Here is a 23,024-nt window from a genome sequence, read left to right as displayed (position 1 = left end):
CCGGTCAGATCGGCCGGGTCAGGTACACCGCCTCGCGGCCCACGATGGGCTCGCGCGTGGGCATCATCACCGTGCAGTCGTCGCACAGCGCGCGGATCTCGTGCGGGCCATCGGTGGCGATGAGTTCGCCCTGGGCAAACACCTCAAAGCCCTGCACAGGCCGTGTGAAGCGGAAGTCCGGCGTGCGCACCATGCAGGTCTCCAGCAGTTCATAGCGGCGCTGCGGGCCTGGCGCTGGGCGGTTGGCAGCAGCTTCGACCAGCCCGAAATGCGCCAGAAAATCCAGCGCCACGGCCGTGGCCACGTCGGCCGCCGACTGGCGGAAATGCTGGCCACACTCCACCACCAAAGCCACCCCATCGCTCTCAGCCAGCCCATGGCGCCCGTGCTGGATGAGCGGCGTGCCCGAGCCCAGCCCGCTGGGCATCACCAGGTGCACGGGCGGACTGCCAATGGCCAGCGCCACCTGCGCATTGCGCGGATATGCGGGGTACACCCAGAAAGGCTGCACATCCTGGCTGGTGGAGTGGATGTCCAGGATGTGATCGGCCGCAGCCACCACCGGGCGCAACGCACGGGCGCGGTCCAGCTCGGGGCTTGCGGCCGTGCCGTCCAGCTCACCGGCGGACCAGATGCGGTTGAGGTTGTGCACCAGCTGGCGGCTTTCAAACGGACGGGTCGGATCAAACGATGCATACGCCGCCACGTTGGCAAAGCTGATGGTCAGCGTGCCAATCCGCGGGCGCACGCCCGTGTCCAGCAGGTGCGTGGCCGCCACCATGCCGCAGATCTCGTTGCCATGCGTGAGCGCATTGATGAGCACGTGGGGGCCTGGCTGGCCCGATTCAAAACGGTGCACGTAGTCGATGCCCACATTGCCCTGGCGGTAGGCAGACAGGTCGCGGGGAAGGACTTCGAAAACGGGATAGTTTTGCGTCATGGCGGGCAATTAGTAAGACAACACATCATTCTCTGCGCAAAGCAAAAACCACATGGCGCGCGGTGTACGATGCCCCGCCCGTTGTTCCACCGCCCTGCCGCACCATGCCCACTGCCCGACTTTGCCCGCTGGCCGATGTGGCCGCCCGACTGCCCGCCGACAGCTGGATCGCCCAGCGCCTTGCAGAGGACCCGGATGCGCTGGCCACGGAAACCGTGCTCTGCATCACCGGCGATGTGCAGGTGCCCGAGCTGCACCTGGATGCGCCCCTGGCCAGCGGCAGCCCGCTGCGGGCGCTGCTGCAGGGCGGCAACAACACCAACCAAGCTCCCACGGGCCAGCCCTTTCTGATCCTGATCGAAGGCCATCTGCAGATCGACGGCGCACTCACCTGCGACGACACCGATGGCGCCACGCACCTGGTCGTACTGGGCGACGCGCGCATGGACAACGCCGTGGTGGGCGGCCAGCTGCTTTATGTGCAGGGCGCGCTGCAAGTGGCCGACCTGCTGTGGGGCGACTACAACCACGGCGGGCTCACCGTGCGTGGCGGGCTCACGGCGCGGGTGGCACTGTTCACGGATGAATACCCCGTAGACATCACCGGGCCCGAACAGGTGGAGTTCCTCATGGACGAGGTGCGCAGCGTGCCGCACCTGGCGGAGTTCTCCGGCGAAATCGTAGGCATCGTGTTCCCGCCTGAGTTCCATGACGGCATCGATGATGGCGAAAGCGGCGTCAGCTACGTGCTGGACCGCGCCCGCGTGGTGGCCGCCGTGCGCGCGGGCGACAACGCCACGCGCAGCAGCGCCGAGATCCACGCGCTGATGCCCCTGGAGGCCGACCTGTTCGCCGATGAGGCCATCAGCGTGCGCAACATCCTGGCCGCCGTGCACACGCCCGTGATCGGCCCCAAGGAGCACACGGCCACCGGGTGGTTTCAGCAGACTGATTTTTCGCTGTGCCAGCGGCATGTGGACGCCGATGGCGACCAGCGCGACGACAACGTGTTCATCACCGTCTGGAAGACCTGGGACTTCTACCTCTCGGTGGCGCAGGTGCCCGAACGCCAGGGGCTGCTGGCGCGCCTGGCCGCCGCCGTGCGGGGCCACAAGGTGCCCACCACCGCGCAGCTCACGCTGGTGTACCGCGCCTATAGCGAAGGCGAGCCCGGCGAGTGGTTGGCTCTGGCACCCGACACCGCCCCCGAAGCCTGGCAGGCCTGCACGCTGGCCTGGCGCGGCGTGTTGGACTACCTGAGCAAGGCCGTGGGCCAGCACCGCGCCCGCTACCCGCTGTACCAGCGCCTGGTGACCGAGCTGACCGCAGAGCGCATCGAAGAATTTACCTCCCTGCCTGTGTTCACCGAGCGCTACAACGACTGGTGGGACAGCGACAAGAACGGCTGGTGGGAAGGCGACGTGTGGGTGGGTGCGCGCCAGCCCTGCATGCACGAAGGCGAGCCTTGGGGCCGCGCCCTCAAGCTCAGCTGGGAAAACGGCGACGAAGCCCCCGGCGACGAAGACGACAACGCCCACAGCGCCTACCAGATCAACGTGGAAGCCGCGCTGGACGGGCCAGCCGTGGTGGAGTTCACCTATGCGCAGCGCCAGAGCGATGCCCGCGCCACCCTGCCCCGCAGCGCCGCCGACCACATAACGCGGCTGCTGCGTTTTTACGGCGCGGTCCAATTGCGCGTACGCGATCAGCACGAACAGGAGCAGGCCCGTCAGGCCGAGGCGCGGCGCATCGAAGCCGCCGTGCACCTGCTGGCCACACCCCCGCTCGCGCCCGACCTGCCCGATGCAGCGGTCTTCCCTGTCGAGCTGATGACGCTGTCCGACCAATGGCAGGCCGATGGGCAAAGCTATGTGGCCGCCATCCGCGCGCACCAGCTCGCACTGGATTCGGCCGAGGTGCAGAAAGGCAACGGCGATACCGAAGAAGAACAAGAAGAAGAAAACGAAGACAGCGACCTGCCCTCCGACCCGCGCAAGGCGGCCGCAGCCACCGTGCTGCAACTGGCCCGCGTGGTCAACACCTACGCCGACGAAGACCTGGCCGACCGCTTTCGCCAGCGCTTTGCATTTGCCCCCGACGCCTTCGTGCGGCACGCCGCCGATGCGGGCCGCTTCATCGGCCCGGTGTTCGCGCTGGACGACGGCCGCGTGCTGGCGCGCATCGGCGCCCCCTACGACGACACGGCGCACTGGGTGGCCCTGCAGGGCCTGCGGCACATCCCCTTGCCCGCACTGCGCGGCCTCGGCCGCTCGCCCAACCGGCGCTGCTTTGCGCAAAGCGACGGCCAGCATGTCACCACGCACGATGGTTTTGACGGCCCCGTCATCGCCCGCTTTGCACTGCCCCAGGGCAACGAAGCACTGCCAGCTCAGGTGGTGGTATCGCCCGGCCCCCTGGGCCAGCGCTGCGACGAGCTGATCCCCTTCAACGACGGCCAGCGTGTGCTGCTGCGCAACCCCACGGGCGTCTATCTGTTGCACGCCGAGGGTGCCGAGGAAGCCAGCAGCCCCGTGCAGCGCATCCACCCGCAAACCTTTGACGAAGACGGCCCCTACACCTGGCCCAAGAACCAGCAGGACGAATCGGTGAACGGCGCCGAGGTCACGATGCTGGCGCTCGACATGCTGCACATGGCCCTGTCACCGGACGAGCGCTACATCGCCGTGGGCGACCAGGACAGCGTGCACATCCTGCTGAACCCCCGAGGCCAGGTGGTGCGCCGCTACGAGCCCCTGTCGTCCTACCCGCACCACACCACCTTTTCACATGACGGCACGCAGCTGTTTGCCAACTCCTGCCACTTCTACGGGGGCTGCACGCTGGCCGCGCCAGTGAGTGCAGCGTTGCCAGACCTCGCGGCAGACAGTGGAGAAGAAGAAACGCACGAAGCCCCGGCCATCAACACCCAGTGGCGCGTGTATGCATCTGCCACCCTGCCGGGCATGGTGGTGCTGGGCGATGCCAATGGCTACCTGCACGCCATCAGCGACGACGGGCGCCCGCTGTGGCGCCACCACATCGGCAGCACCATCAGTGCCATGGACATGTCGCCCGACGGCAGCACCCTGTGGGCCGCCAGCTACGGCGGCTACCTGGTGCACCTGGAGCGCGTGGAGACGGGGATGGACCCGTATTCCATCGGCACATCGCCGTATGCGGAGGTGCGGCGGTGGATCTTCTGGAGCGATGAAACCGGGCCGTTGCGGTGGTAGGCGATGTGACCGTACTCGTCGGAAGTTAACGCTGCTTTGGGCGTGACCATTGAACGTGGACTAGGTCGGAGATGCACCGGACTCCCACCCTCCCCCCAGTGCTTTGAAGATGGCCACTGCCGAACGGGCAGATTCCGTCTGCGCCTGTACACGCGCATCGGCAGCCCGGAGCAAGGTCTCATCGGCGTGCAGGACTTCGATCAAGCTGACAACGCCTTTTTGGTAGGCCGAGAACGACGCTGCGCGAGCGCGACCCAGCGAATCGACACCGGCCTTCAACACCAAAACTTGCTCCTGGCGCCTGGAAAACGCGGAGAGCGAGTTTTCCACATCTTCCGTGGCCCGCAGCGCCGCCAATCGGTAGGCGGCCAGCATCTCTGCCTCCTGGCCCTTGGCCTGCTCTATCTGCGCATTGATGCGCGCGAAGTCGAAAAGACGCCAGCGCAGCCCGAGCACGCCTGTGGCCTGGCTGGCGCCGCCCGAGAACAGGCTGCCGCTGGACACAGACGTTGCACTCCCCACCAGGCCGCTGAGAGAGAGTTTGGGGTAGTACTCGGAGATGGCGGCGCCAATGCGCGCATTGGATGCAGCCAAGCGGCGCTCCGCAGCGATGAGGTCCGGCCTGCGCCTGAGCAGCTCGCTCGGCGAGCCCGTCGCAATTCCTTGGGGAGTTGCCGGAATGCCGCCCGGCGCGGTCAGTTCTGCGCGGTGGGTGCCCGGGGGAGTTCCCAGGATGACATCCATGGCGTTCATTAACGTGTCCAAGGAAGCGTCCAGCACCGGAATCGCTGCTTGCGCCTGCGAGAGCGCCCCCTCCGCCTGGCTCACCTGGAGCTCTGCCGCAAGACCCTTACTGTGCAGCAGCCTGACGTTGGACAGCAGGTCGTGTTGCGTCTGCACCTGCTGGCGGGCTACTTCTCGGCGGGCCTGCAGGCCGCGAATCGTGATGTAGATATCTGCGGTCTGTGCCGCCACGGCCAATCGGGTGGCAACAGCACCAGCCTCCGAAGACTGGTATTCGGCGGTGGCCGCCTCCCGCCCCCGGCGCAGGCCGCCGAACACATCCAGCTCCCAGCTTGCGCCCAGGTTTGCCTCGTAAGCGCTGCCATACCGGTCAAAACCCGGCGTCGAACTCAAGACCTGTCCCAAGGGTGTTTGCGTGGACTGATAGGCCCGCGCAGCCTGGCCCGACACGGCTGCGGACGGCAACAGTGCGGCGTCGGCCGCGCCCAGCCCCGCACGCGCCTGGGCGACCCGTGCAGCGGCTTGCGCCAGATCGAGGTTTTGCGCCAGCGCGAGCGACACGAATCGCGTGAGTTGAGGATCGCCAAACGCAGACCACCAGGAGGCCAGTTCGGCGGCGGCCTTCTCTGGCTGTTGATTGCTGCCGGGCTGATCCTGGTAATGCCCAGGCAGGGAAATCTCGGGCCGGACATAGTCCGGCCCCACGGCGCAGCCGGCGGAGAGGCTGGCCACAAGAAGGGCGGCGAGTGTGCGTTTGGGCAGCATGGTTTTTTCGGTCATGGTTCAATTGAATTGTGACCATAATACCAAATAGTCACTCGTTGTCTAGTCACCAAGACTGGCGTAAGCTTTGCCCATGACCAAAACAAGCCATCCCACCGCCGCAGGCCGGGGCCCTGCGGACCACGAGGTGCGAAACCAGATCGTGACCGCCGCCACCGAGCACTTCAGCCGCTACGGCTACGAAAAAACCACCGTGTCCGACCTGGCCAAGGAGATCGGTTTTTCCAAAGCCTATATCTACAAGTTCTTCGAATCCAAGCAGGCCATCGGCGAGATGATTTGCGCCAACTGCCTGAGCGATATCGAGAGCGAGGTCCGGGCGGCCGTGGCCCAGGCCGATCGGCCACCCGAGAAGCTGCGGCGCATGTTCAAAGCCATTGTGGAGTCGAGCCTGCGTCTCTTTTTCCAGGACAGAAAGCTCTACGAGATCGCCACCTCTGCGGCAACCGAACGCTGGCAGTCCACCATCGTGTACGAGGAGCGCCTGCAGGCGCTGTTGCGGGATGTCTTGCAGGAAGGCCGGCAGACCGGCGACTTCGAGCGCAAGACGCCGCTGGATGAAACCACTGCAGCCATCCACCTGGTGATGCGCCCCTACCTCAATCCGCTGATCCTGCAGCACAGCCTGGACTACGCCAACGAGGCGCCCACCCAGTTGTCCAGCCTGGTCCTGCGCAGCCTGTCCCCATGAGCGAAAGTTTATTTGTGACTGTTGACTAATTTGGTCACAAGAATCACAATGAAAGTCCCGATCCATCTGCACAAGGGACTTTCATGCTTCGGCCTCGCCTCGCCACTCTGTTTCTCATTTCTGCCTTGCCGTTGGCGCTGGTCGCCTGCGGCGAAAAGGCTTCTTCCGATCCACGCACCGAAGCGCCGCTGGTGCGCGCAGCCATTGTTCAAGAGGCCGCAGCTGCCTCCAGGGCGTTCACGGGTACCGTAGCGGCCCGGGTGCAGAGCGACCTGGGCTTTCGCGTCTCGGGCAAGGTGCTGGAACGGCTGGTGGATGCGGGGCAGACCGTCAAACGCGGGCAGCTGCTCATGCGCATCGATGCGGTCGATCTGAAACTTGCCGCCCATGCGCAGCAAGAGGCTGTGGCCGCTGCGCGTGCCCGTGCTCGCCAGATGGCGGACGATGAAGCACGGTACCGCGACCTGCGCGGCACAGGCGCTATCTCCGCTGCGGCCTATGACCAGGTGAAGGCGGCTGCAGACGCAGCCCAGGCGCAGCTCAGTGCGGCCGAAGCCCAGGCGGATGTATCCCGCAATGCAAGCCGTTATGCCGAGCTGGTGGCAGACGGCGACGGCGTCGTCGTGGAAACGCTGGCCGAACCCGGACAGGTGGTGAGCGCCGGGCAACCGGTGGTCCGCCTGGCCCATGCAGGCCGACGCGAAGCGCTCGTGCAGCTGCCGGAGACTTTGCGCCCCGCCATAGGGTCGCAGGCACAAGCCACCTTGTTTGGCAAGGAGGAGGCCGCCGTCTCGGCCAAGCTGCGACAGCTTTCCAGCTCGGCAGACCGGGTGACGCGCACCTTCGAGGCCCGCTATGTGCTCGAAGGGGATTTGGCCAACGCGCCCCTGGGCACCACGGTGGCGGTTCGCATTCCGGACGAAAAGTCCTCTGCGGCGGCGGGCCTGCAAGTGCCCATCGGCGCCTTGTTCGATGCGGGCAAGGGCCCAGGAGTTTGGGTGCTTCGCGGTGAACCGGCCAAGGTTGCCTGGCAGCCGGTGGCCGTCCAGCGCCTGGACGATGCGGGGGCCTACGTGACGGGCCACATCAAGCCCGGGGAGCGAATCGTCGCACTGGGTGCGCACCTGTTGCGCGAGGGCGAGCAGGTCCGGCTGGCAGATCTGGCGACAGCTGCTCCGAAGGAAGGAGCACGTCCGTGAGCGAAGGCCGTTTCAACCTGTCGGCGCTCGCAGTGCGCGAGCGCGCCATCACCCTGTTCCTGATCTTCCTGATCTCTGCAGCAGGCATTCTCGCGTTTGCCAAACTCGGGCGCGCTGAAGACCCGCCTTTCACCATCAAGCAGATGACGATCGTTACGGCGTGGCCTGGCGCCACGGCCCAGGAGATGCAGGATCAGGTTGCAGAACCCCTGGAAAAGCGCATGCAGGAATTGCGCTGGTACGACCGCACAGAAACCTTCACCCGCCCCGGCCTGGCTTTCACCATGGTGTCGCTGCTGGACAGCGCACCGCCGTCGCAAGTGCAGGAGGAGTTCTACCAGGCACGCAAGAAGATCAGCGACGAGGCGAGGAAACTGCCTGCTGGCGTCATCGGCCCTATGGTCAACGACGAATATGCAGATGTGACCTTTGCGCTCTTCGCCCTCAAGGCCAAGGGTGAACCCCAAAGACAGTTGGTCCGCGACGCGGAAGTGTTGCGCCAGCAACTGCTGCATGTGGCGGGCGTCAAGAAAGTCAACATCATTGGGGAACAACCCGAGCGGATCTACGTCTCGTTCTCCCATGATCGCCTGGCCACGCTGGGCGTGGCGCCGCAGGACATTTTTGCCGCGCTCAACAGCCAGAACGTGCTGACGCCCGCAGGCTCCATCGAAACCAAGGGACCACAGGTTTTCCTGCGTGTGGATGGCGCGTTCGACACGCTGGAGAAGATCCGGCAGACCCCGATCATCGCGCAGGGGCGGACGCTGAAGCTGTCGGATGTGGCGACTATCGAGCGCGGCTATGAAGACCCCGCAACCTTCCTGGTGCGCAACGGCGGCGAGCCAGCCCTGCTGCTGGGCGTCGTGATGCGCGACGACTGGAACGGGCTCGATCTGGGCAAAGCGCTGGAGGCCGAGGTCACCAAGATCAATGCAGAACTCCCCATGGGCATGACGCTGACCAAGGTGACCGACCAGGCCGTCAACATCAGCTCGGCAGTGGACGAGTTCATGGTCAAGTTTTTCGTCGCCCTGCTCGTCGTGATGGTGGTCTGCTTTGTCAGCATGGGCTGGCGTGTGGGCATCGTCGTGGCAGCCGCCGTGCCGTTGACGCTGGCGGCGGTGTTCGTGATCATGGCCGCCTCTGGCAAGAACTTTGACCGGATCACGCTGGGCTCACTCATCCTGGCCCTGGGCCTGCTGGTGGACGACGCCATCATTGCCATTGAAATGATGGTGGTGAAGATGGAAGAAGGCTACAGCCGTGTGGCGGCCTCGGCCTACGCCTGGAGCCATACGGCAGCCCCCATGCTTTCTGGCACCCTGGTCACAGCCATTGGCTTCATGCCGAATGGTTTCGCACGCTCCACGGCGGGTGAATACACCAGCAACATGTTCTGGATCGTAGGCATTGCATTGATTGCGTCGTGGGTGGTGGCGGTGGTTTTTACGCCTTACCTGGGCGTCAAGCTGTTGCCTGACCTCAAAACGGTCGAAGGCGGACACGACGCCATTTACGACACACCGCGCTACAACCAGTTCCGCCAGCTGCTTGGCCGCGTCATTGCGCGCAAATGGATTGTTGCAGCCTCCGTCGTCATCCTGTTTGTGGTGTCGGTGCTGGGGATGGCGCTGGTCAAGAAGCAGTTCTTCCCCACGTCCGACCGGCCGGAAGTGCTGGTCGAGGTGCAGATGCCCTATGGCACTTCCATCGAACAAACCAGCGCTGCGACGGCCAAGGTGGAGGCTTGGCTGGCCAAGCAGGAGGAGGCCAAGGTCGTGACCGCCTACATCGGCCAGGGTGCCCCGCGCTTTTTCCTGGCCATGTCGCCCGAGCTGCCGAACCCGTCGTTCGCCAAGATCGTGGTGCTCACCGGCAATGACAAGGAACGGGAAGAGCTCAAATTCAGACTGCGCCATGCGGTGGCAGATGGCCTGGCGCCCGAGGCACGGGTGCGTGTCACGCAAATCGTGTTTGGCCCGCCTTCGCCCTTCCCCGTGGCATACCGCGTCATGGGGCCCGATCTGGACAAGCTGCGCGAGATTTCCGCCGAGGTCGAGGCGGTCCTGCAGACCAGTCCGATGATGCGCACCGTCAACACGGACTGGGGCCCGCGTGTTCCGACCTTGCATTTCACACTCGACCAGGACCGCCTGAGTGCCGTGGGACTCAGCTCCAGCTCGGTGGCGCTGCAGCTGCAGTTCCTGCTGAGCGGAGCCCCGTTGACGGAGGTGCGCGAGGATATCCGCTCGGTGCAAGTGATGGGCCGGGCCGCCGGTGATGTCCGTCTCGACCCTGCGAAGATTTCGGGCCTGTCGCTGGTGGGATCGAGCGGGCAGCGCATCCCGCTGTCGCAGGTGGGCAAGGTCGATGTGCGCATGGAAGATCCCATCCTGCGTCGGCGTGACCGCACGCCGACGATCACGGTGCGCGGCGACATTGCCGAAGGTTTGCAGCCTCCGGACGTATCCACGGCCATCACCCAGCAACTGAAGCCCCTCATGGACAAGCTGCCTGGCGGCTACCGCATCGTGGAAGCAGGCTCTATCGAGGAAGCTGGCAAGGCGACGGTCGCCATGCTGCCAATCTTCCCGATCATGCTGGCAGCCACCCTGCTCATCATCATCCTGCAGGTTCGCTCCATCTCAGGGATGGTCATGGTCTTCCTGACCAGCCCGCTGGGCCTGATCGGCGTGGTGCCGACACTGCTGTTGTTCCAACAGCCCTTTGGCATCAATGCGCTGGTAGGCCTGATCGCGTTGTCCGGCATTCTGATGCGCAACACGCTCATCCTGATCGGGCAGATCCGCGAAAACGAAGACGCCGGACTGGACCCCTTCCGCGCCGTGGTGGAAGCCACCGTGCAACGTGCCCGCCCGGTGATCCTCACCGCCCTGGCCGCGATCCTGGCGTTCATCCCGCTGACGCACTCCGTGTTCTGGGGAACGTTGGCCTACACCTTGATCGGCGGCACGCTGGCCGGCACGGTACTGACGCTCGTTTTCCTGCCCGCGATGTATTCGATCTGGTTCGGCATCCGGCCCGTTCGCTCAGCCCCCGCATCTGCATCTATCTGATTCCCCTTGCGAATCTCACTATCAAAGGAACTGCCATGTCGAAATCCAAAGTTGTCGTTGTTACCGGCGTGTCCTCGGGCATCGGTCGTGCTGCCGCCATGAAGTTTGCCGAACAGGGCTGCCGGGTTTTCGGCACCGTGCGCAACACCGCCAAAGCGCACGCCATTCCCAACGTGACGCTCGTTGAGATGGACATCCGCGACGAAATGTCCGTTGAAAGCGGCATCCAGACCATCATCGCGCAAGCCCAACGCATCGATGTGCTGGTCAACAGCGCGGGGGTGACTCTGCTGGGCGCTGCGGAAGAAACATCTGTGGAGGAGGCTCAGAAGCTGTTTGACACGAACCTCTTTGGCGTCTTGCGCGTGATCAAGGTAGTGTTGCCGCACATGCGCGGGCAGCGCTCTGGCCGCATCGTCAATGTGAGTTCGGTGCTCGGATTTTTGCCCGCGCCCTACATGGCTCTCTATTCAGCGTCCAAACATGCCGTTGAAGGGCTGGCTGAAACGCTGGACCACGAAGTGCGCCAGTTCGGTATCCGCGTCTCGCTGGTCGAGCCCTCCTTCACCAAGACCAACCTGGATCTGAACGCGCCCCAAACGGTGGCCCGGATTGCTGACTACAGCAAGGAGCTGGACGTCGTGTCGCAAGCGATCCAGAGCAACGTGCAGAAGGCGCCCCCGCCCCAGGGCGTGGCCGACACCATCGTCCGTGCCGCGCTGGGGACTTGGAAAATGCGCCACACACCCAAGGGTGAAGCGTCGATGCTGGCCAAACTGCGCCGCTTCATGCCTGCAGGCCCTGTCGGGAAGGGCTTGCGCAAGTCATTCGGGCTTGCGTGACGGCTCATGCCGATACCCCATACAACCACCGCAGGTTCCGCCCCGCAAGTGCGGCCGCAGATGGACGACCGAATTACCCAACGGGAGACAAGCATGAATGACGATCAAAAGGCATTGGTCTGGGCCCATCAGCAGTCGGAAGCGGCTCAACGCATGCACGACGGCGGTGGCGGGCCTGGGCACGCGCGGGCGGAGCAGATTGAGGGGATGAATGGACAGGACCTTCAGGAATCCATGCGTCCCTTTAGTCGGCGGGCGCAGCAAATCACACATCGCCTCTCAAAAATGCGGCCCAGGCCCCTCCTCTGCGAGCGCATCCTGCGCATTGCGCAGCGGGCAGACCTTGAGCGACAAACAACCGCAGCCAATGCATCCATCCAGTTGGTCGCGCAGCGCCGTCAGCGTGCGGATGCGCTCGTCCAGATCGTCGCGCCAGCGGGCGGACAGGCGGCGCCAGTCGGCCACCGTGGGCGTGCGCCCGGCGGGCAGCGCCTGCAAGGCCTCGGCGATGGCGGCCAGCGGCACGCCCATGCGCTGCGCCACCTTGATCACCGCCACGCGGCGCAGCACGGAGCGCGGGTAGCGCCGCTGGTTCCCCGCATTGCGCACACTGGCGATCAGCCCGCGCGATTCATAAAAATGCAGGGCCGACACGGCCAGCCCGCTGCGGCTGGCAACCTCGCCCACCGACAGCTCGGATTTTTCGCACAGCTCGGACGGGTCAGCCTGCGCGTCCGCTACTACGCGGGCGACTGGAATGCGGGGCTTGCCTGGTTTCACAACAGCGTCTGCAAGGGCTTTCTTCACGGAGATTGACCTCAATTTAACTTGAGGTTTGATACTAACCCACGAAGCCCTTGCAACCGCCGCCGATGCCGCTGCGACTGCGGTCGCCCAGGCTTTCTGGCAATTCCGCCGTGGGCTTCACCTTCACATCCCCTCTCAGGATTTCTGCACCATGCGCCTTGATACCGCAACAACCCAGCACCCCGCCACGGCAACTTCCACGCTGCGCTTCATCAACCCGCCGGGCCTGTACGACCCGCGTGCCAATGGCTACACCCATGTGGTGGTGGCGCCCGCCCCGGCACGCACTGTCTTTGTGGCGGGCCAAGGTGGCGAGAACGCTGCGGGCCAGCTGTCTGCCGACTTTGGCGAGCAACTGCGCCAGGCGTTCACCAACCTGCGTATCGCATTGGCAGGCGCGGGGGCCAGCGTGCATGACGTGGCCAAGCTCACCGTGCTGGTGGTGGACCACACCGAGCAGCGGCTGGCGCTGTTCAGCCAGGCGGTGCGCAGCCTGTGGCCCGATGGGGCGGCACCAGCCTGCACGCTGATCCCGGTGCCCCGGCTGGCGCTCGACGGCATGCTGATTGAAATCGAGGCCACAGCAGTGATGCAGGCATGAGCTGTGCATGCACACCACCCCAGGCAACCACTGTCCCCAAGATGAGTACTCCACCGCACTCCCGCTCCGCATCCACCACACCGCCCAGCACGCCCCACCCAGAGGCGACAGGCCTCAGTACGCCGGTGCTGCTGCTCATGGCCGTGGCCTGCGGGTTGTGCGCGGGCAGCAATTACTTCAACCAGCCCCTTCTGCACTCCATTGCCACGCAGTTGCAGGTGCGTGACGCCTCGGCGGCGCTCATCGTCACGCTGGCGCAGGTGGCCTACGCGGCGGGTTTGTTGTTGTTGGTGCCGCTGGGTGACATGCTGGAGCGGCGGCGGCTCATCACCACGCTGATGTTGCTGGCGGCCCTGGGGCTGTTCACCAGCGGGTTTGCGGGCAGCTACGCCCTGCTGGCGCTGGGCACGGTGCTGACGGGGCTGTTCTCGGTGGCTGCGCAGGTGCTAGTGCCGTTGGCGGCCACGCTGGCTGTACCGGGCCGCAGTGGGCGCGCGGTGGGGATGGTGATGAGCGGGCTGCTTGTGGGCATTCTGGCGGCGCGCAGTGTGGCAGGACTGCTGTCTGAACTGGGCGGCTGGACGCTGGTGTACCGCGTGGCGGGCGTGGCCATGGTAGCCGTGGCGCTGGCGCTGTGGTGGGTAATGCCCCGCTCGCGAAACGCTGGGCGGGCCCAGGGGTATTGCCAGGTGCTGCGCTCTCTGGGCACGCTGGCCCTGCGCCACCCCCGGCTGCGCAGCCGGGCCTTGCTGGGTGGGCTGTCGTTTGCGTCGGTCAGCGTGTTGTTCTCCACCATGGCGCTGTTGCTGGCGGGGCCTGCCCACCGCCTGGGCGATGCGGGCATCGGCCTGGTGGGGCTGGCGGGCGTGGCCGGTGCACTCATGGCCAATGTGGCGGGCCGCATGGCCGACCGTGGTCAGGCCCAGGTAACCACGGCCGTTTCGGTGGGGTTGCTGCTGCTGGGCTGGGGCGCGCTCTGGCTGGGCGCCACCAGCCTGGTGTGGTTTGTAGTGGGCATGCTGGTGGTGGACCTGGCGCTGCAGGGCGTGCACATCAGCAATCAGAACGTGATCTACCGGCTGGACCCCACGGCCCGTGCGCGCATCAACGCGGTGTACATGACCAGCTACTTCACGGGCGCGGCCAGCGGGTCGGCGCTCGGGTCCGTGGCCTGGCTATGGGGCGGCTGGGGCGCCACCTGTGCGCTGGGTGGGAGCATCGCGGTGCTCAACGCCCTGGCGCTGGCGCATGACCAGCGCCTGGCTCTGCGAGCGCAGCCTGCGGCAGCGAACCCCGCTGCGGCGCAGCCCGCCGTGCGCTGAAAGGGGCCGATTTGTGACGTACCATCCCGGCACGGTCCCATTCCGAGACCTTTACAGGAGGCACCATGGCCAAAGGCGAACAACGCAGCAACAAGATGGCAAAGAAACCCAAGAAGGACACTTCGCTGCCCAAGGAAAGCGGCGGCTCTGACCGCCCCATGCCACCGGTGACCGCCGTCATCCCGCGTGGCAAAGAGAAGAACAAGTAAGTCACCAGGCACCCGCAGGCCGTGGCGCTGAGGCGCGCATGCGCCGACAAGCCGTTTGCTATCATAAAAATAGCTGCCAGCGCTTTACCAATAAGCGCTGGCAGCTATTTTTGCTTGAAATTCAGCCTTCATCCTCCACGGTGGCGGTGCCCACCAGCGCTGCACGGGCCAGCCAGTCGGTGTCGGGCTCGGGGCGCCCGAAGAGGTAGCCCTGGTACACGATGTCGGGAGCGCGTTGGCTCAGGAAATCCGCCTGGTCGCGGGTCTCGACCCCTTCCGCCACCACGCGCAGGCCGAAGTGGCGGGCCACCGACAGGATGCCTTCCACCAGCACGCCATCGTCGGCATTGGTGGGTGCGTCGCGCACAAAGGAGCGGTCGATCTTGATCTCCTGGATCGGCAGGCGCTTGAGATAGGCCAGCGACGAATAGCCCGTGCCAAAGTCGTCCAGCGACATGTCCACCCCCAGCGCCGCCAACTCGCCCATCTTGGCCACGGCGTCGTCAAAATCGTCGATCACCAGGCCTTCGGTCACCTCCAGGGTGAGCAGGCGCGGGTCGGCGCCGCTGGCAGCCAGCATGGCGCGCAGCTGCGGCACAAAACCCGCCTGCCGGAACTGCCGGGCACTCAGGTTGACCGACAGCCGCAGTCGCCGCTCCTGAAACAATGGCTGCGCCAGCAGCGCGCAGGCATGGGAGAGTACCCAGCCGCCCAGGCTCACGATCAGGTCCGACTCTTCCGCCACGGGGATGAACACGCCCGGCGCCACCAGGCCGTCGCGCGGATGCTGCCAGCGCACCAGCACCTCAGCCCCGGTGATCTGGCCCAACACGTCCACCTGCGATTGCAGGTACAGCCGCAGCTCGCCCGCGCCGATGGCCTGGCGCAGCTCGCGCTCCACGCGAAAGCGCTGCTCAGCCGCCTCGCCCATGCCTTGCTCGAAGAAGGCCGCCCGCCCACCACCGGCCTGCTTGGCGCGGTGCAGCGCCGTGCCTGCACGGCGCAGGGCGTCGTGCGCAACATCATTGGCGCTTTGCGGGTAGAGCGTGATGCCCACGCTAGCACCCAGCTGGGCTTCTTCGGTGTCGTTGTCTTGCAGGTGCAGCGGCCGCAGCAGCGCTGTCTGCAGCTTTTCGGCAAAGGCCAGGGCACGCCGGCCCGCCAGCGAGGCGTCTGCGCCCAGGCCGTGGAGCACCACGGCAAATTCGTCGCCCGCCACACGCACCAGCAGGCCCTGGGGGGGCAGTATCTCGGACAGGCGCAGCGCCACGGCGCACAGCAGGCGGTCGCCCATCTCGCTGCCGCGTGCATCGTTGAAGGTGGTGAAGCGGTCCAGGTCCAGCAGCAGCAGCGCGTGTTGCGTGGTGGGCGGGCGGCCCGCGCGGCCCTGCAGCGCAGACAGCCGCTCCATCAGCGTGAAGCGGTTGGGCAGGCTGGTGAGGCTGTCGAAATGCGCCAGGCGATGAATTTCCTGCGCTGCGCGCTTGCGCTCGGTGACGTCCTGCTTGAGCTCTACATAGTGGCTGATGTGGCCGTCAGGCTGGCGGATGGGGGCCACCACCACGGCCTCGGCAATCTCGGCGCCGTCCTTGCGGCGGTTGACCTGCTCGCCCGCCCAGCTCTCGCCGCGTGCCAGGGTGGCGCGCAGGCCGTCCCGCTGCGCGGGCGCCAGTCCATTGCTGGAATAGTCGGCCGATGCCTTGCCCACCACTTCATCGCGCTCATAACCCGTGCGGCGCACGAAGGCGTCGTTCACGTACTCGATGTCTTCTTTCAGATCGGTAATAACGATGCTCTCGGGGCTCTGCTCCACCGCCCGCAGCAGCTTGCGCAGTGCAGCCTCGCTGGCAGCCAGGTTGGTAGCGGTCTGCTGCGCCTCCTGCACCCGGCTCATGTAGTTGCGGCGCGACAGCAGCGTGGCCGCTGCCGTCAGCACCAGAATGCCTGCCAGGTACACCGCACCGGCCACCCGGTTGGCCACCTGCACCGGCTTGAACATGCCCTGGATGTCGGCCCAGATGAACCCCAGGAACAGCAGCGCCGTGAGCCCCACCAGCGTCAGGGTGGCCCTGGCCCCCAGCAGCCAGCCGGCCAGTACGATGATCACCGGGTAGTTGAGCAGGTTGGGGCCATTCACACCGCCATTGCGGGCCGCCACCAGCGACACCGATACCCACACGCCCCACACCAGCAGGTGGGCCGCCTGCGTCCAGCGCTGCTGGCGCGCCAGCCACAGCGCTGAGCCCCCCACCAAGCCCGCCACCAGATTGAGCGCCACACGCGCAGGCTGCACGGGGTCGTCAAACATCAGCAGCACGCCGATGACGCCGCCGAGCAGCATCACGGCCCACCCTGCCACACGCACCAGATGGCGTGTGGTGGCGTCTTCGTGGTCGGGCAGCGGAACAGCGGGGGCTTCGGCCATGGCGACGGGGGTTGCAGGGGGGAAGGCCATCGTAACCGCAGCCTTAGAACCTGTTCAAGTTCTTACGGATCGGCTACCAGCAAAACGCCAGCAGCGGCGGCCACGCAACGCCGACGGCGGGCATCCTGCGCGCCCGCTGGGATGCGCCGGGAACCCGGTCAGTCCGTGCCGTCGTCGCTGCCCGGCGCAGGCTCCCGCACACCCGAGCCCTTGCCTTTGGACTTGGCGCGCGCATCCTTCTTGGCCTGGCGCTTGGCGTCTTCGGCCAGGCCCGCAGCGCGCCAGGCTTCAAACTCGGCGGGCGTCTCCAGCGTGATGCGGCCCAGGATGGCGGTGCGGAAATCCGTCATCACGATCTCGGCTGTCTTTTGCAGGTTGACCTTGCCGCCGCCCAGCATGGCACCGCGTTTGCGGCCAATGGCTTCGAGCAGCTCTTCGTCGTGCATCGTTGCCACGGCCCCCTCGGGCAGGCCCAGTTTGTAGCGAGCCTCCAACAGTGGGGCGTAGTTTTTCTGCAGGCGGCGCAGCAGCTCCAGCGCCACCAACTCCTCGTCGTAGGCATTGCGGCCCACCGCGCCGCTGGCGGCCAGGTTGTAGCCGCTTTCGGGCACCACAATGCGCGGCCACAGCATGCCGGGCGTGTCCCACAGGTAGAAGTCGTCGGCCAGGGTGATGCGCTGTTCCAGCTTGGTGATGCCGGCCTCGTCGCCCGTCTTGGCCTGGCGCTTGTTGCTGAGCGTGTTGATGAGCGTGGACTTGCCCACGTTGGGCACGCCGCAGATCAGCACCCGCATGGGCTTGGCCATGCCGCCCCGGTTGGGCGACAGCAGGTGGCACGCGTCAATCAGCTTGCGCGTGGGGGCCGGGTCGGACGCATCGAGTGGCAAGGCGCGCGTGTCGCTCTGGGCGTTGTACCAGTCCACCCACTGCGCCGTGCGCTCGGGGTCGGCCACGTCCTGCTTGTTGAGCACCTTGAGCGTGGGCTTGTGGCCGGTGATCTCCGCCAGCAGCGGGTTGGCGCTGGAGCCGGGCAGGCGGGCGTCCAGCACCTCGATCACCACGTCAATGTCCTTGATGCGTTCGGTGATGGCTTTACGGGTCAGGTGCATGTGACCGGGGAACCACTGGATGGCCATGCGGGGGTACTTTCTTCTTGGTTCAACAGGTTCTAAGGGTGGCAAGGATAATCGCGGTCCCACTTGCCCTACGCCACGGCGTTGTTTGACCTTCATGCCAGCCCCTCTCGACACCCCGCGCAAAGCCACCGCCACCAAGGCCCACAAGGATCTGCTGTTCAAGAGCGTGACCTTGGCCCTGATTGGCCTGGTCATCCTGCTGGCGCCGTACGTCGCCCGCTCTGACAGCGTGCGCGATCTGATGAGCCAGGCGGCCCTGGTGGGCTGGTTTGCGCTGGTGCTGGGCATTGCGTTTGGGGTGCAGTACGCCGTGCGCCGCGCCAAGTCCGGGCGCCACAAGCCGTGACTTCACTCACCATGGCAACCCCGGCCCGCGCTGTGGACGGCGCGACCGCGCAGCAGATGTTCCAGTCGCTGCAGCAACGCGCTGCAGACATGGGCATTGCGCTGCGCACCCCGCCGCCCGAGCCAACGACCTGCTGTGGGCGCGGGTGCAATGGCTGCGTATGGGAGGGGTTTCTGGACGCGGCCGAATACTGGCGGCAAGAGGCGCTGCTGCAGCTGCAAGGCTGAAATTAGCGTCTAAACAGCCTCTAGCGCTTGATGAATAAGCGCAAGCAGCTATCAAATCAGGAGTTTCCTGACGCCTGCGTGCCCCATCACCCGAGCTCCTTCACCGCCATGTACTGCTCGCGCCATTCTTCAAACGGCAGCGTGTCTGCCGCCTCGATGGCTTTCTGCGCGGCAATCGATTCATCTGCCATCGCCAGGTAGCGCGCCTGCTGTTCAGGCGTCCACGGCAAGCCCAGCAACGCGTCGCGCGCAGCGATGGACTGCTGGCGGGCAAAGGATTCAAAGCTGTTGTGGTGGCTCTGCACGATGCTGTCGAGAACGCGGGCCGATGGTGTGCGCTCGGGCGCAGCCATCAGCGCGCGGGCATCGCGCAACGCGGTGCTGTAGTCGTCGGTGCCATGGGTGGCATCCAGCGAGGCAGCCAGCGGCTCGCAGGCGGCCAGCACCTCGGCACCCCATTCGGTCAGCGGCACGCTCTGGCCGTTGCGCGACAGGTGCAAACCGGGCTCGCGGCCACGCTCTGCGGTGAGGTGCTGGTTCTGCTTGAGTTCGGCAATTTCGGCCGGTGTGTCCGGCGGGCTGTCGGACAGCAGGCAGTGCAGCAAAAACACGTCCAGCAGGCGCATGGTGGGCGCGGTGATGCCCACGGGCACAAACGGGTCCAGGTCCATCAGGCGCACTTCAACGTATTCCACACCCCGTTCGCGCAGCGCGTGCAGCGGGCGCTCACCGGTGCGCACGGTGCGCTTGGGGCGGATGGTGCCGTAGAACTCATTTTCGATCTGCAGCAGGCTGGTGCCCAGCTGGTTGTAGTCGCCACCGGGGTTGCGCACGCCCACGGTTTCGTAGGCGGGGTACGGCTTGGTCAACGCCTCGTGCAGCGAGTTGGCGTAGCCCGTCAGGCCGTTGTAGCTCACGGCCAGCGTGGCCTGCGCGTCGCTCTGGTAGCCCAGGCGGCCCATGCGCAGCGACGTGGCGTGGGGCAGGTACAGCGCGCTGCCGCCCTCCATGCGCTCCAGTCGGTGCTCGCGCCCTTCCACAAAACAGGGGCACAAGGCGGGCGACGCGCCGAACAGGTAAAGCAGCACAAACGCGTGGCGGCGGAAGTTGCGGATGAGTGCGAAATACTGCTCGCTGTCCACGCCCGGCAGCGACCAGTTGTAGTGAATGCCCGAGATGGTCTGCATGCGGCGGCCATAGCGGTGGCCCAGGCCCATGCGGTACACGCTCTTGGCGCGGCCCACATTGGAGCTGCCATAGCGGCCAATCGGAATCGTCTCGTCGGTGGGCAGGCCGCAGGGCATGCTGGAGGCCCACAGCAGCTCGCCGCCGCTGTCCTTGAGGGTGTGGTGCACGAACTGGTGCACCTCGGTCAGCTCATCCAGGCACTTCTGCACGCCCTTGTGGGCGCCGGTGATCAGCTCCAGCTGCGACTCGCTGTAATCGGTCGTGATCAGCGGGTGCGTGAGGGCAGAGCCCAGGGCCAGCGGGTGGGGTGTAAGGGCCAGGCCGCCGGTGGGCAGCACGCGCAGCCCTTCCTTTTCGATGCCGCGGCGAATCCCCCCCAGGGCGTCCGCCGGGTAGGCGGCCAGTCTCTCGTGCAGTGTGCTCATATGTTTATACCGATCCAACTTCTGTCGGCCCGGAACTTAGCACGTTGAGCGCTGGCCCGCCTCTGGGGAAATCAAGCCCTTGCGGCCAAGGCCTTTCCAACTTCGTTGGTTCCTTGGGCTGCGCCACTTTGTGGTACTTGCTCACCGGCACGGTCCGTCACCTGGGCCAGGTGGGCCGCCAGTTGCTCGGGCACATCAGCGCCAATGCCCAGATGAACGCCCTGCGTCAGGGTGATGTGGGCGGCCTCGAACGTGCCCGCACCCGCACACAGGATGGTGCGCGTGGGCGCGCTTTCGTGCGCCAGCACCAGCATGGCGGGCACCACGGCCTCGGGCTTCAGGGCGTCCAGCACTTCCTGGGGCATCAGGCCCTCGGTCATGCGCGTGGCGGCCGTGGGGGCCAGGGCGTTCACGTGGATGTTGTACTTGGCGCCCTCGATGGCCAGGGTCTGCATCAGCCCCACCTGGGCCAGCTTGGCCGCGCCATAGTTGGCCTGGCCGAAGTTGCCGTACAGGCCGGTGGACGACGTGGTCATCACGATGCGGCCATATTGCTGGGCCACCATGTGCGGCCACACGGCCTTGCAGCAGTTGGCGGCGCCCATCAGGTGCACATCCACCACCAGGCGGAAGTCGTCCATGCTCATCTTGGCGAACGACTTGTCGCGCAGGATGCCGGCGTTGTTGACCAGGATGTCCACCCGGCCCCAGGCGTCGATGGCCTGCTGCACCATGGCCTCGACCGCGGCAAAGTCGGTGACCGACGCGCCATTGGCCAGCGCCTCGCCGCCCGCAGCGCGGATTTCATCGACCACGGCCTGCGCCGCACCCACGGTACCGCCGCTGCCGTCCACCGCGCCGCCCAGGTCGTTGACCAGCACCTTGGCGCCGCGCGCTGCCAAAGCCAATGCATGCTGCCGGCCCAGGCCACCGCCTGCGCCCGTCACGATCGCCACACGGCCTTTGAAATCAATACCCATGGTGAAGGTTCTCCTGTCCTGTTGTCTTGGTTGGTCCATCAATCAGTGGAATAGAAACGAAACGCATCTCTCTAAACCGCCTCTGGCGCCCATCCCCAATGTGCGGGCACCGCGCGCTGCACTGTAAGCCACGCGGCGCTGGCCGCCGGTTGCGCAGGCGACTGAATAAATGAAGGCATATCCGCCTAAAACCCTGCGTTCCCAGAGGCCCGTGCACAGCTGCGGCGCATTGGGAATAATCGGCCTCGCAATCCCGTTCCGGGGGCTTGCTGCCGCAGCGGCACCCTTTTACTCACAATTTCATAGCTAACAGCGCTTATAAATCAAGCGCCAGCGGCCATTTTTACCAAGGATTTCCCATGAAAGCAGTCTGGAACGGCGTAGTAGTTGCCGAAAGCGACGACACCGTGGTGGTGGAGGGCAACCACTACTTCCCCGAAAGCGCACTCCACCGCGACTACTTCACCTTCAGCAACCACAAGACCACCTGCGCCTGGAAGGGCCAGGCCAGCTACTTGTCGCTGCTGGTCAACGGCGAAATGAACACCGACGCCGCCTGGTTCTACGCGGACCCCAAGCCCGAAGCCGAAGAAATCAAAGGCCGCGTGGCGTTCTGGAAGGGCGTGAAGGTCACCCCCTGAACACCCCGCAGCCCACCACCTGAGGGTTATCCCTGCCAGCGCTGGACAATCATGTGGATAAGTTTTGACAAGCCCTGTATGACAACGCCAAGTGCTTGATTTGTAAAGGATCACCCTATACTGCCTTATTTTTAGGCAACGCAGAACACCATGGCGATGGTTATCCCGTTCTGCACTGGACAATGGTGTGGATAACCTTGGATAAGCCTTGTATGGACGATTTAAGTGATTGATTTACAAGGAATATCCTTGTGACGCTCAAAAAACAGGCAATTACAAAACCCGATCTGCCCCCGCCGCCAACGCCCTCAAACGGCCCCAAAAACCCCCGGTTATCCCTTCCCGGACTGGACAATCTTGTGGATAACTCTGAACAAGCCTTGTATGACAGTTTTAAGTCATTGATTTACAAGGAAACTTCTTATGCCGCTTAAAAAACAGGCAGCGCCGCCTGGACAAAGCATCTGAGGTACAGTCCCCGTCGGCTTCTTCGACGCGCTCTTTATTTCATAGCTACTAGCGCTTACCAGATAAGCGCTAGAGGCTAAAAATACCAAAATACTCAGTGACCACCGCCCCCCTCCAGCACAGCCCCGCCGCCGAACGCAACCAGGGCCCCATCCTGGCGAAGCTGCTGGCCCTGTTGCCACCTACCGGCGCCGCGCTGGAGATTGCCAGCGGCACCGGCCAGCACGCCACGCACTTTGCAACCGCCCTGCCCGGCTGGACCTGGCAGCCCACAGACCTGCACAACACCCACTTCGCATCGATCACCGCCTGGGCCGAGCAGGCCGGTGCCCGCAACGTGCGGGCACCACAGCGGCTGGACGTGCTGCATGACCGCTGGCCCAGCGAAGGCCCGGCGTTCGGCGCCGCGTCGTTCGACCTGGTCTACTGCGCCAACATGCTGCACATCGCGCCCTGGGCCTGCTGCACGGGGCTGATGCAAGGCGCCGCCCGCCACCTGACGCCGGGCGGCCACCTCGTCACCTACGGCCCGTACCTGGAAGATGGCGTGCCCACCGCGCCTGGCAACCTGTCTTTCGACGCCAGCCTGCGCGCACAAGACGGCGACTGGGGCATCCGCCGCATCGAAGACGTGGCCGCCGTCGCCGCCCAGGCCGACCTGCAACTGGCCGCACGGCATGCGATGCCCGCCAACAACCTGCTGCTGGTTTGGACACACGCCTCCCGCAACGCTTGAA

20 protein-coding genes are annotated in these 23,024 nt (G+C 65.4%); 13 read left to right on the top strand and 7 right to left on the bottom strand.

Going from position 1 to position 23,024, the window contains the following annotated elements; all coding sequences use genetic code 11:
* Positions 1-4: 4 nt before the first annotated feature.
* Entirely contained in the window at positions 5-940 is a 936-nt protein-coding gene (locus ACSQ22_RS18100) for a succinylglutamate desuccinylase (protein WP_436131116.1), read from the bottom strand.
* Positions 941-1,044: 104 nt separating this feature from the next.
* Here ACSQ22_RS18100 and ACSQ22_RS18095 point away from each other — a divergent pair, with 104 nt between their 5' ends.
* Positions 1,045-4,173, top strand: coding sequence for a WD40 repeat domain-containing protein (locus tag ACSQ22_RS18095; RefSeq protein ID WP_436131115.1), 3,129 nt, complete (start codon positions 1,045-1,047; stop codon positions 4,171-4,173).
* Between the two features lie 60 nt (positions 4,174-4,233).
* Here ACSQ22_RS18095 and ACSQ22_RS18090 read toward each other — a convergent pair whose 3' ends face one another.
* Positions 4,234-5,682, bottom strand: a complete 1,449-nt coding sequence (locus ACSQ22_RS18090; protein ID WP_436131204.1) for an efflux transporter outer membrane subunit — start codon at positions 5,680-5,682, stop codon at positions 4,234-4,236.
* 91 nt (positions 5,683-5,773) lie between these two features.
* Here ACSQ22_RS18090 and ACSQ22_RS18085 point away from each other — a divergent pair, with 91 nt between their 5' ends.
* The 4 genes from ACSQ22_RS18085 to ACSQ22_RS18070 all read left to right on the top strand — a co-directional run bounded on the left by ACSQ22_RS18085 (position 5,774) and on the right by ACSQ22_RS18070 (position 11,512).
* Positions 5,774-6,391 carry a TetR/AcrR family transcriptional regulator gene (locus tag ACSQ22_RS18085; RefSeq protein ID WP_121419489.1) on the top strand — a complete coding sequence of 206 codons (618 nt, stop codon included), beginning with the start codon at positions 5,774-5,776 and terminating at the stop codon, positions 6,389-6,391.
* 83 nt (positions 6,392-6,474) lie between these two features.
* Positions 6,475-7,590 (top strand): efflux RND transporter periplasmic adaptor subunit, encoded by a 1,116-nt coding sequence (locus tag ACSQ22_RS18080; RefSeq protein WP_436131114.1) that lies wholly within the window; start codon positions 6,475-6,477, stop codon positions 7,588-7,590.
* The gene (locus tag ACSQ22_RS18075) at positions 7,587-10,670 is read left to right on the top strand and encodes an efflux RND transporter permease subunit (RefSeq protein WP_436131113.1); all 3,084 of its coding nucleotides are present in this window, start codon (positions 7,587-7,589) and stop codon (positions 10,668-10,670) included. Before ACSQ22_RS18080 ends, ACSQ22_RS18075 begins: the two co-directional genes overlap by 4 nt.
* Before the next feature lie 35 nt (positions 10,671-10,705).
* The gene (locus ACSQ22_RS18070; protein WP_436131112.1) at positions 10,706-11,512 is read left to right on the top strand and encodes an oxidoreductase; all 807 of its coding nucleotides are present in this window, start codon (positions 10,706-10,708) and stop codon (positions 11,510-11,512) included.
* A 279-nt stretch (positions 11,513-11,791) separates the two neighbouring features.
* Here ACSQ22_RS18070 and soxR read toward each other — a convergent pair whose 3' ends face one another.
* A complete protein-coding gene (gene soxR, locus ACSQ22_RS18065) occupies positions 11,792-12,223 on the bottom strand; it encodes a redox-sensitive transcriptional activator SoxR (RefSeq protein WP_121422636.1) in 432 nt (143 codons plus the stop codon).
* Positions 12,224-12,470: 247 nt separating this feature from the next.
* On the opposite strand from soxR, the gene ACSQ22_RS18060 reads away from it, so the two are divergent.
* The 3 genes from ACSQ22_RS18060 (at position 12,471) to ACSQ22_RS18050 (ending at position 14,451) form a co-directional block, all read left to right on the top strand.
* Positions 12,471-12,920: a RidA family protein gene (locus tag ACSQ22_RS18060; protein WP_121507048.1), complete on the top strand. Its 450-nt coding sequence runs from the start codon at positions 12,471-12,473 to the stop codon at positions 12,918-12,920.
* A 41-nt stretch (positions 12,921-12,961) separates the two neighbouring features.
* Positions 12,962-14,242 carry an MFS transporter gene (locus tag ACSQ22_RS18055; protein WP_436131111.1) on the top strand — a complete coding sequence of 427 codons (1,281 nt, stop codon included), beginning with the start codon at positions 12,962-12,964 and terminating at the stop codon, positions 14,240-14,242.
* Between the two features lie 65 nt (positions 14,243-14,307).
* Positions 14,308-14,451 (top strand): hypothetical protein, encoded by a 144-nt coding sequence (locus ACSQ22_RS18050; RefSeq protein ID WP_199727021.1) that lies wholly within the window; start codon positions 14,308-14,310, stop codon positions 14,449-14,451.
* Between the two features lie 121 nt (positions 14,452-14,572).
* On the opposite strand, the gene ACSQ22_RS18045 is transcribed toward ACSQ22_RS18050, so the two are convergent.
* Together ACSQ22_RS18045 and ylqF are read right to left on the bottom strand one after the other, a co-directional pair.
* Positions 14,573-16,876, bottom strand: coding sequence for a putative bifunctional diguanylate cyclase/phosphodiesterase (locus tag ACSQ22_RS18045; protein WP_055398881.1), 2,304 nt, complete (start codon positions 16,874-16,876; stop codon positions 14,573-14,575).
* Positions 16,877-17,034: 158 nt separating this feature from the next.
* Positions 17,035-18,012 (bottom strand): ribosome biogenesis GTPase YlqF, encoded by a 978-nt coding sequence (ylqF, locus tag ACSQ22_RS18040; RefSeq protein WP_218299242.1) that lies wholly within the window; start codon positions 18,010-18,012, stop codon positions 17,035-17,037.
* A 94-nt stretch (positions 18,013-18,106) separates the two neighbouring features.
* On the opposite strand from ylqF, the gene ACSQ22_RS18035 reads away from it, so the two are divergent.
* Both ACSQ22_RS18035 and ACSQ22_RS18030 read left to right on the top strand, forming a co-directional pair.
* The gene (locus ACSQ22_RS18035; protein ID WP_218299241.1) at positions 18,107-18,358 is read left to right on the top strand and encodes a hypothetical protein; all 252 of its coding nucleotides are present in this window, start codon (positions 18,107-18,109) and stop codon (positions 18,356-18,358) included.
* Between the two features lie 11 nt (positions 18,359-18,369).
* Positions 18,370-18,585 (top strand): oxidoreductase-like domain-containing protein, encoded by a 216-nt coding sequence (locus ACSQ22_RS18030; protein WP_055398886.1) that lies wholly within the window; start codon positions 18,370-18,372, stop codon positions 18,583-18,585.
* 86 nt (positions 18,586-18,671) lie between these two features.
* Here the strand turns inward: ACSQ22_RS18030 and gshA are convergent, their stop codons facing one another.
* Positions 18,672-20,198, bottom strand: coding sequence for a glutamate--cysteine ligase (gene gshA / locus ACSQ22_RS18025; protein ID WP_436131110.1), 1,527 nt, complete (start codon positions 20,196-20,198; stop codon positions 18,672-18,674).
* 71 nt (positions 20,199-20,269) lie between these two features.
* Complete coding sequence (locus ACSQ22_RS18020) at positions 20,270-21,178, bottom strand: SDR family oxidoreductase (protein ID WP_218299239.1); 909 nt, start codon at positions 21,176-21,178, stop codon at positions 20,270-20,272.
* A gap of 359 nt (positions 21,179-21,537) precedes the next feature.
* Here ACSQ22_RS18020 and ACSQ22_RS18015 point away from each other — a divergent pair, with 359 nt between their 5' ends.
* From ACSQ22_RS18015 to ACSQ22_RS18005, 3 genes are all read left to right on the top strand, one after another.
* Complete coding sequence (locus ACSQ22_RS18015) at positions 21,538-21,819, top strand: DUF427 domain-containing protein (protein WP_055398894.1); 282 nt, start codon at positions 21,538-21,540, stop codon at positions 21,817-21,819.
* 251 nt (positions 21,820-22,070) lie between these two features.
* Complete coding sequence (locus tag ACSQ22_RS18010) at positions 22,071-22,253, top strand: hypothetical protein (protein WP_436131109.1); 183 nt, start codon at positions 22,071-22,073, stop codon at positions 22,251-22,253.
* Positions 22,254-22,384: 131 nt separating this feature from the next.
* Positions 22,385-23,023 carry a DUF938 domain-containing protein gene (locus tag ACSQ22_RS18005; RefSeq protein WP_436131108.1) on the top strand — a complete coding sequence of 213 codons (639 nt, stop codon included), beginning with the start codon at positions 22,385-22,387 and terminating at the stop codon, positions 23,021-23,023.
* Position 23,024: the final 1 nt, after the last annotated feature.

Source organism: Acidovorax sp. LjRoot38, from assembly GCF_964252975.1.
Classification (GTDB): Bacteria; Pseudomonadota; Gammaproteobacteria; order Burkholderiales; family Burkholderiaceae_C; genus Acidovorax; species Acidovorax facilis.
This window is presented reverse-complemented; position numbering and strand designations above follow the sequence as displayed.

Bases quoted from the DNA above. Each gene is read 5' to 3' on its own strand.
- ACSQ22_RS18045 (WP_055398881.1), bottom strand. From the start codon at position 16,876: ATGGCCGAAGCCCCCGCTGTTCCGCTGCCCGACCACGAAGACGCCACC.
- ACSQ22_RS18050 (WP_199727021.1), top strand. From the start codon at position 14,308: ATGGCCAAAGGCGAACAACGCAGCAACAAGATGGCAAAGAAACCCAAG.
- ACSQ22_RS18070 (WP_436131112.1), top strand. From the start codon at position 10,706: ATGTCGAAATCCAAAGTTGTCGTTGTTACCGGCGTGTCCTCGGGCATC.
- gshA (WP_436131110.1), bottom strand. From the start codon at position 20,198: ATGAGCACACTGCACGAGAGACTGGCCGCCTACCCGGCGGACGCCCTG.
- ACSQ22_RS18055 (WP_436131111.1), top strand. From the start codon at position 12,962: ATGAGTACTCCACCGCACTCCCGCTCCGCATCCACCACACCGCCCAGC.
- ACSQ22_RS18030 (WP_055398886.1), top strand. From the start codon at position 18,370: ATGGCAACCCCGGCCCGCGCTGTGGACGGCGCGACCGCGCAGCAGATG.
- ACSQ22_RS18095 (WP_436131115.1), top strand. From the start codon at position 1,045: ATGCCCACTGCCCGACTTTGCCCGCTGGCCGATGTGGCCGCCCGACTG.
- ACSQ22_RS18090 (WP_436131204.1), bottom strand. From the start codon at position 5,682: ATGCTGCCCAAACGCACACTCGCCGCCCTTCTTGTGGCCAGCCTCTCC.
- ACSQ22_RS18015 (WP_055398894.1), top strand. From the start codon at position 21,538: ATGAAAGCAGTCTGGAACGGCGTAGTAGTTGCCGAAAGCGACGACACC.
- ACSQ22_RS18060 (WP_121507048.1), top strand. From the start codon at position 12,471: ATGCGCCTTGATACCGCAACAACCCAGCACCCCGCCACGGCAACTTCC.
- ACSQ22_RS18020 (WP_218299239.1), bottom strand. From the start codon at position 21,178: ATGGGTATTGATTTCAAAGGCCGTGTGGCGATCGTGACGGGCGCAGGC.
- ACSQ22_RS18035 (WP_218299241.1), top strand. From the start codon at position 18,107: ATGCCAGCCCCTCTCGACACCCCGCGCAAAGCCACCGCCACCAAGGCC.
- ACSQ22_RS18085 (WP_121419489.1), top strand. From the start codon at position 5,774: ATGACCAAAACAAGCCATCCCACCGCCGCAGGCCGGGGCCCTGCGGAC.
- ACSQ22_RS18100 (WP_436131116.1), bottom strand. From the start codon at position 940: ATGACGCAAAACTATCCCGTTTTCGAAGTCCTTCCCCGCGACCTGTCT.
- ylqF (WP_218299242.1), bottom strand. From the start codon at position 18,012: ATGGCCATCCAGTGGTTCCCCGGTCACATGCACCTGACCCGTAAAGCC.
- ACSQ22_RS18080 (WP_436131114.1), top strand. From the start codon at position 6,475: ATGCTTCGGCCTCGCCTCGCCACTCTGTTTCTCATTTCTGCCTTGCCG.